The following is a 265-nucleotide window of genomic DNA, read 5'->3' on the forward strand; positions in this document are numbered from 1 at the left end:
ATTAGTTACGTTTTAGATCAACGTAATAAACATCGCATGCTAACCACACAAAATGGAACAAACTATGAGGTGGTTGGAATTGTCCAGATTGGACTAGCATACTTATTTGTAAGAGATAGAAACCTCAACTCAATTGAGAAAGTACGTGGGACTAAGTTTGCTATTTTGCAATATGACGCAGCCCAGAAAATTATGGTTGAAAGTGTAGGTGCCCAGCCTATTCCTTCTGAGATTACCGATTTTGTGAAAAAGTTTAATAGTGGCC

At 37.7% G+C, this 265-nt stretch carries 1 protein-coding gene; it reads left to right on the plus strand.

The genetic code is table 11. The features are described 5' to 3' along the window. Positions 1-36 precede the first annotated feature (36 nt). On the plus strand, positions 37-265 hold a 229-nt coding region (locus ACNQ0W_RS25730; RefSeq protein WP_417933348.1), incomplete at its 3' end, for a putative solute-binding protein.

Origin of the sequence: Enterobacter cloacae complex sp. 6730903 (assembly GCF_048283985.1) — a bacterium.
GTDB classification, from domain to species: domain Bacteria; phylum Pseudomonadota; class Gammaproteobacteria; order Enterobacterales; family Enterobacteriaceae; genus Enterobacter; species Enterobacter hormaechei_C.